This window comes from Kitasatospora sp. NPDC059146 (assembly GCF_042786665.1).
Lineage (GTDB): Bacteria > Actinomycetota > Actinomycetes > Streptomycetales > Streptomycetaceae > Kitasatospora.
The window spans coordinates 1-6380 of sequence record NZ_JBHZCY010000231.1 but is presented as its reverse complement, the minus strand read 5'-3'; the positions used below and the strand labels follow the sequence as shown (position 1 = coordinate 6380).

The 6380-nt window shown below is 74.9% G+C and carries 7 protein-coding genes and 1 riboswitch; of the genes, 3 read left to right on the top strand and 4 right to left on the bottom strand.

What is annotated here, in order from left to right:
- Positions 1-91: 91 nt before the first annotated feature.
- The 4 genes from pknB to thiO all read right to left on the bottom strand — a co-directional run bounded on the left by pknB (position 92) and on the right by thiO (position 4171).
- Positions 92-1870 carry a Stk1 family PASTA domain-containing Ser/Thr kinase gene (gene pknB, locus ACFXPX_RS43195; protein ID WP_380645050.1) on the bottom strand — a complete coding sequence of 593 codons (1779 nt, stop codon included), beginning with the start codon at positions 1868-1870 and terminating at the stop codon, positions 92-94.
- Between the two features lie 88 nt (positions 1871-1958).
- Positions 1959-2756, bottom strand: coding sequence for a thiazole synthase (locus ACFXPX_RS43190; RefSeq protein WP_375893256.1), 798 nt, complete (start codon positions 2754-2756; stop codon positions 1959-1961).
- Between the two features lie 3 nt (positions 2757-2759).
- Entirely contained in the window at positions 2760-2999 is a 240-nt protein-coding gene (thiS, locus tag ACFXPX_RS43185) for a sulfur carrier protein ThiS (RefSeq protein ID WP_375893254.1), read from the bottom strand.
- Positions 2996-4171, bottom strand: coding sequence for a glycine oxidase ThiO (gene thiO, locus ACFXPX_RS43180; RefSeq protein WP_375893253.1), 1176 nt, complete (start codon positions 4169-4171; stop codon positions 2996-2998). Before thiO ends, thiS begins: the two co-directional genes overlap by 4 nt.
- A gap of 3 nt (positions 4172-4174) precedes the next feature.
- Positions 4175-4287: riboswitch (TPP riboswitch) on the bottom strand.
- A 123-nt stretch (positions 4288-4410) separates the two neighbouring features.
- On the opposite strand from thiO, the gene ACFXPX_RS43175 reads away from it, so the two are divergent.
- From ACFXPX_RS43175 to ACFXPX_RS43165, 3 genes are all read left to right on the top strand, one after another.
- Positions 4411-5610 carry an NAD(P)/FAD-dependent oxidoreductase gene (locus ACFXPX_RS43175; protein ID WP_380593193.1) on the top strand — a complete coding sequence of 400 codons (1200 nt, stop codon included), beginning with the start codon at positions 4411-4413 and terminating at the stop codon, positions 5608-5610.
- Between the two features lie 42 nt (positions 5611-5652).
- Complete coding sequence (locus ACFXPX_RS43170) at positions 5653-6018, top strand: Rv2175c family DNA-binding protein (protein WP_375893249.1); 366 nt, start codon at positions 5653-5655, stop codon at positions 6016-6018.
- The coding region (locus tag ACFXPX_RS43165) for a thiamine phosphate synthase (RefSeq protein WP_380645049.1) at positions 6018-6380 on the top strand (363 nt) is incomplete at its 3' end. The genes ACFXPX_RS43170 and ACFXPX_RS43165, both read left to right, overlap by 1 nt.

The window sequence follows — 6380 nt, the reverse complement described above, 5'->3', positions numbered from 1 at the left end:
CAACACCTCCTGGCCACCTGGAACGGCACATGCCCGACCTGCCAGCGACCACTGCCCAGACCAAGACCAGCCCCGACCTAACAAAGCACTACTAGAACAGCGAGAAGTTGACCGTCACCACGGACTTCTGCGGGCGCCGCTCCCCGGCCGTCGGGGACTGGCCGCTCACCTTGCCCATGCCGAGCGTCCAGTCGGTCGAGGCCTTCATGGTGAAGCCCGCCGCCTGCAGCGCCCTCTGGGCGTCGTCCCGGGCCATCCCGGTGACGTCCGGGACCGGCACCATGCCCTTGCTGACCACCAGCGAGACCGCGGCGTTCTCCGGCAGCTGCTGCCCGGCGGCCGGCGTGCTGCTGATCACCGAGCCCTCCGGCACGGTGTCGTTGTAGGTCTGGGTCACCCCGCCCCTGGTCAGCTGGGCGCCGGCCAGCGCGGCGGCCGCGTCGTCCGCGCTCCTGCCGGTGACGTCCGGCACGGCGATCCGCTTGGGGCCCTTGGAGAGGGTGACCGTCACCGGGTCGCTCTTGCGGGTGCGCGCGCCCACCCCGGGATCGGTGGAGATCACCTGCCCGGCCGGGACGGACTCGCTGAACACCTCCACGAAGCGGCCGTGCATGCCCTCGCCGTCCAGGACCCGCTGTGCCTGCGAGCGGTCCTTGCCGAGCACGCTCGGCACCGCGCCGTACAGCCCCTCGGAGATCCCGTAGGTGACCCCGCCGACCGCCAGCACCAGGGCGGTCAGCGCGGCCGCCCAGAGCAGCGGCTTGCGCGGGAGCCGGCGCGGTCGGCCGGGCCGACGGGTCCTGACCGGGGTCGGCTCGTCGTACGGGCGGGGCTCGACCAGCAGCTGGTCCATCAGCTCGGCCGGCACCTCCAGCACGCTGGTGCGCTCGGCCGGCGGGGCGTCGGCGGGCCCGGGGAGCGGCTGGATCACCGAGGTCGGCTCGCTGGTCGGGTAGCGCGGGCTGGGGTGGGTGGAGGCCGGCGGCTCGGCGTCCAGCTCCTCCGGGGTGAGCGTGCGGCGGACCCGCTGGAGGGCGGCGAGCAGCTCCACCGCGTCGTACGGGCGGGCGTCGGCGGCCCGGGCGCAGGCGCCGGCCACTATGGCGTCCAGCGCCGGGGCGACGGCGGGGGCGGTCAGCGAGGGGGCGGGGACGTCCTCGTGCAGGTGCTTGTACATGACCTGGACGGGGTTGTCGCCGGTGTGCGGGCGGCGGCCGGTGAGCATCTCGTACAGCAGGATGCCGGCCGCGTAGACGTCCACCCGCTGGTCGGTGGGGGCGTCCGGGAGGATCTGCTCGGGGGCCAGGTAGGAGACCGTGCCCATGACGGTGCCGCCGGTGGCGGTGCTGGTCGAGGTGGGCGCGCCGTCGGCGCTGCCCAGCACCCGGACCAGGCCGAAGTCGGCGACCTTGACCAGGCCGCTCCCGGTGATCAGCACGTTCTCCGGCTTGACGTCCCGGTGGACCAGCCCGGCCCGGTGGGCGGCGCCGAGGGCGGCGAGCACCGGCTCCAGCACGTCCAGCGCGGCCCGGACGGACAGCGCGCCGCGGTCGCGCAGCAGGTCGCGCAGGGTGCGGCCGGGCACGTACTCCATGGCGAGGAAAACGTTTCCGCCGTCCGCGCCCTGGTCGAAGACGTTGACCACGTTGGGGTGGGTGAGCTTGGCGACCGCCTTGGCCTCGCGGATGAAGCGGGCGGTGAAGCCCTCGTCCCCGGCGAGCTGGGGGTGCATCACCTTGAGGGCGACCACCCGGTCCAGCCGGGTGTCGGTGGCCCGGTACACGGTGGACATCCCGCCGGTCGCGATGCGCTGCTCGACCCGGTACCGGTTGTCGAGCACGGTGCCGATCAGGGGGTCGTGCAGTGCCATGTCCACTCGGGGGAGTCTAGTGCGGCGGGCGGGGGCCGGTCCCGGCGGACACCGCCTCCGGGACCGGCTTGTGACATCCGCGACGGGTTCAGAACGCGGGCCGCTCGCGGGTGTCCAGGTCGGCGCGGCCGGCCATCGCCGAGGAGGCCTCGGCGTGGAAGCGGCGCGGGATGCGGCCGGCCCGGTGGGCGAGCCGGCCCGCCTCGGCGGCGTGCCGCATCGCCTCGGCCATCAGCACCGGGTCCTGGGCCCGGGTCACCGCGGAGGCGAGCATCACCGCTGCGCAGCCCAGTTCCATCGCCAGCGCGACGTCGGAGGCGGTGCCGGCGCCCGCGTCCAGGATCACCGGGACGCCCGCACTCTCCACGATCAGCTGGAAGTTGTGCGGGTTGCGGATGCCCAGCCCGGAGCCGATCGGCGAGCCCAGCGGCATGATCGCCGCACAGCCGACGTCCTCCAACTTGCGGGCCAGCACCGGGTCGTCGTTGGTGTACGGGAGCACCGTGAAGCCGTCGTCGACCAGCGTCTCGGCGGCCTCCAGGGTCTCGATCGGGTCCGGCAGCAGGGTCCGCTCGTCGGCGATCACCTCCAGCTTCACCCAGTCCGTGCCGAGCGCCTCGCGGGCCAGCCGGGCGGTCAGCACCGCCTCGCCGGCGGTGAAGCAGCCGGCCGTGTTGGGCAGCACCCGGATGCCGTTGCGGGTCAGCACGTCCAGGACGGAGCCCTGGGTGCTCGCGTTCACCCGGCGCATGGCCACGGTGGTCAGTTCGGTGCCGGAGACGAGCAGGGCGCGCTCCAGGACCTCCAGGCTCGGCGCGCCGCCGGTGCCCATGATGAGCCGGGAGGAGAAGGTCGTCCCGGCGATGGTCAGCAGGTCGTCGGCCATGGTTCAGCCTCCCTGGACGGCGGTCAGGATCTCGATCCGGTCGCCGCTGCCCAGCGTCGTCCCGGGCCACGAACCGCGCGGCACCACGGCCTCGTTGAGGGCGGCGGCGACGCCGGTGTTGGCGGCGCTGACGGTGGCCACCAGTGCGGCGAGGGTGGTGGCGGCGGGCACCCGGCGGGGCTCGCCGTTGACGGTCAGGGCGATCTCGTTCGGGGCGGTCTCGTTCGGGGCGGTCTCGGTCATGCGCAGGCCTTCGCGACGGGGGTTTCGGGGGAGAACCGGGTCGGCGTGAACGGCCGTGCCAGGTCGGGGACTTCGCCGGTCGCCAGGTAGTCGGCGAGCAGGTCGGCGGTGACCGGGGTGAGCAGCACGCCGTTGCGGTAGTGGCCGGTGGCGGCGACCAGTCCGGGCAGTGCGGTCGGGCCCAGCAGCGGGGCGTTGTCCGGCGAGCCGGGGCGCAGCCCGGCGGAGGTCTCGCGCAGCGGGAGTTCGGTGATACCCGGTACCAACTCGTGGGCGTCGCGCAGGAGTTCGTACACCCCGCCGGCGGTGACGGTGGTGTCGTAGCCCTGTTCCTCGGTGGTCGCGCCGATCACCAGCTCGCCGTTCTCCCGGGGGACGAGGTACAGGTGCTGCCCGCGCACCACCGCGCGGACGTTGCGGGACAGGAACGGCCGGTAGGCCTCCGGGACGTGCAGCCGGACGATCTGCCCCTTCACCGGGCGTACCGCGGGCAGTACGCCCTCGGGCAGGCCGGGCAGCCGGTGGCTGTGCGGGCCGGCGGCGAGGACCACCTGCTCGGCGGCCAGGGACTCCCCGTCGTCCAGCCGGGCGCCGACCGCGCGGCCGCCGTCCACCAGCAGCTCGACGGCCTCGGCCCGGTGCAGCCGGACGCCGGCCCGCTCGCAGGCGGCGACCAGGGCGGTGAGCAGCCGGCGCGGATCCACCTGGTGGTCGTCCGCGACGTGCAGGCCGCCGCGCACGCCGGGGGCGAGCATCGGCTCCAGTCGGCGGGCCTCCCGGCCGGTCAGCCAGCTGGAGTCCAGGCCCAGCCGCAGGTGGAAGGCGTGCAGTTCGCGCAGTTCCGCGCGGTCGTCGGAGTCCAGCGCGACGGCGATGGTGCCGCACCGGCGGTAGCCGGTGTCCAGGCCGCCGCTGGCCTCGGTGAGCTCGGCGGCGAAGGACTCGTACCGCCGGTTGGAGGCCGTCCCCAGGTGCAGCAGCGGCTCCTCGCCGTACTGCAGCTCGGTGACCGGGGCGAGCATCCCGGCGGCGACCCCGGCCGCCCCCCGGCCGTGGCCGGGGTCGACCACGATCACGTTCCGCAGCCCGCGTTGCGCGGCGCGCCAGGCGACCGCGAGGCCGATGACGCCCCCGCCGATCACCAGCACGTCGGCGCGGCTGCCCGATGGCATGCGTGACAAAGCTGCTCTTCTCCCTTCGCCGGTATGACCCGGATCAGGTTCGGACGGTCGCAGGCCGTGCCAGCCCGCCTCTCAGCCCGGTCCGCCGGGCTCCCGTGTGGTGCGTCCACCTTAACTCCGGGGATCGGCCCGCCCGAAGGGCCGTGCGAGGCGTGAGACGGGGCCGCCCGCCCGGCTCCGCGGATGAGCGGCTCAGAGCCGGTTCAGCGGCGCTGGGTACAGTGACGGGCGTGGCAGAGCTGAGCGGAACGGATCGGGTGGTCGTCGTCGTCGGGGCCGGGCTGGCCGGGGCGCAGTGCGCCCTGCAGCTGCGGCAGGGCGGCTGGCGGGGGCGGATCGTCCTGGTCGGCGAGGAGCGGCACGCGCCGTACGACCGGCCGCCGCTCTCCAAGGACGTGCTGCTCGGCAAGGCCGACGCCACCACCCTGGACATCGACTACGGGCGGCTCGGTATCGAGCTGCTCACCGGCCGCCGGGCCACCGGGCTCGCCCCCGGCGTGCTGCACACCGACGGCGGGGACCTCCCGTACGACGCGCTGGTGATCGCCACCGGCGCCACCCCGCGCGCCCTGCCCGGAGCCGAGCGCGCCCATCTGCTGCACACCCTGGACGACGCCCTGGCGCTGCGCGCGCTGCTGCGCCCCGGCCTGCGGCTGGTGCTGGTCGGCGCGGGCTGGATCGGCGCCGAGGTGTCCACCGCCGCGCGGCAGGCCGGCTGCGAGGTCACCGTGGTCGAGGCCGGTCCGGCGCCGGTGCCGGGCGCGCTGCCGACCGGGGTCGGCTCGGCGATGGCCGCCTGGTACGCCGAGGCCGGGGTCGACCTGCGCTGCGGGGTCGGGGTGGCCGCCGTCGAGCCGGGGGCGGTGCTGCTGGCCGACGGCTCCCACCTGCCCGCCGACGAGGTGGTGGTCGGCATCGGCGCCCGGCCCGCGACCGGCTGGCTGGCCGGCTCGGGCGTCGAGCTGGACGCCTCCGGCGCGGTCGTGGTGGACGGGCGGCTGCGCACCGGCCTGCCCGGGGTGTTCGCGGCCGGGGACTGCGTCAGCTACCCCTCGGCGCGCTCCGGCGCCCGGCTGGCCGTCCAGCACTGGGACCACGCGCTGCAGTCCGGCTCCGCCGCGGCCGCCGCCGTGCTCGGGGCGGACACGCCGTACGACCCGGTGCCGTACTTCTGGTCCGAGCAGTTCGGGCGGATGGTCCAGTACGCCGGCCGGCACGCCGAGGGCGACGAACTGCTGTGGCGCGGCAGCCCGCAGGAGTCCGCGTGGTCGGTGCTCTGGCTGCGCGACGGGGTGCCGAGCGCGCTGCTGGCCGTGGACCGGCCGCGCGACCTCACCCAGGGCCGGAAGCTGATCGAACGCGGTGCGGTGCTCGACCGGGCGCTCGCCGCGGACCCCTCGGTGGCGCTCAAGGGAGCCGTCGCCGGGTAGCACTTGGTGCGCGGCGGGCCGCGGAGGTGGCAGTCTGGTGGCGTGAGTGAGATCGAAAGCAAGATTGAAGCCCTGGTCACCGAGTGGGTGTACCTGCCCGACATCTCGGAGCAGTGGGGGGTCCGGGTCACCGAAGTGCGTGACCTGGTCAAGAACGGTGGCCTGATCGCCGTCCGGCGCGGGCCGAACAAGTCGCTGCAGGTCCCGGCGGCGTTCATCGACGGCCAGGGGCTGGTCAAGCACCTGTCCGGCACCCTGACCGTCCTGCGGGACTGCGGGTACAACGACGTGGAGATCCTGGAGTGGCTCTTCACCGAGGACCCGTCGCTGCCCGGCAGCCCGATCCAGGCGCTCCGGGAGAACCGCGGCACCGAGGTCAAGCGCCGCGCCCAGGCGATGCTGATCTGATGGCGGCGGACACGCTGCGGGCCCGCCTGGCCGACGCCCGGCTCTACCTGTGCACCGACGCCCGGCGCGAGCAGGGCGACCTGGCCGAGTTCCTGGACGCGGCGCTGGCCGGCGGGGTGGACATCGTCCAGCTCCGTGACAAGGGCCTGGAGGCCAAGCAGGAGCTGGCGGCGCTGGAGGTCTTCGCCGACGCCTGCCGCCGGCACGGCAAGCTGCTGGCCGTCAACGACCGCGCCGACGTCGCCCACGCGGCCCGGCCCGACGTGCTGCACCTCGGCCAGGACGACCTGCCGACCACCTGGGCCACCGAGCTGATGGACGGGCTGCGCGACGAGTGCCAGGTCGCCGGGGCGACGGTGGTC

Excerpts from the sequence above, each read along its gene's own strand:
- thiS (WP_375893254.1), bottom strand. The coding sequence starts at position 2,999 with ATGACCGAGACCGCCCCGAACGAGACCGCCCCGAACGAGATCGCCCTG.
- ACFXPX_RS43190 (WP_375893256.1), bottom strand. The coding sequence starts at position 2,756 with ATGGCCGACGACCTGCTGACCATCGCCGGGACGACCTTCTCCTCCCGG.
- pknB (WP_380645050.1), bottom strand. The coding sequence starts at position 1,870 with ATGGCACTGCACGACCCCCTGATCGGCACCGTGCTCGACAACCGGTAC.
- thiO (WP_375893253.1), bottom strand. The coding sequence starts at position 4,171 with ATGCCATCGGGCAGCCGCGCCGACGTGCTGGTGATCGGCGGGGGCGTC.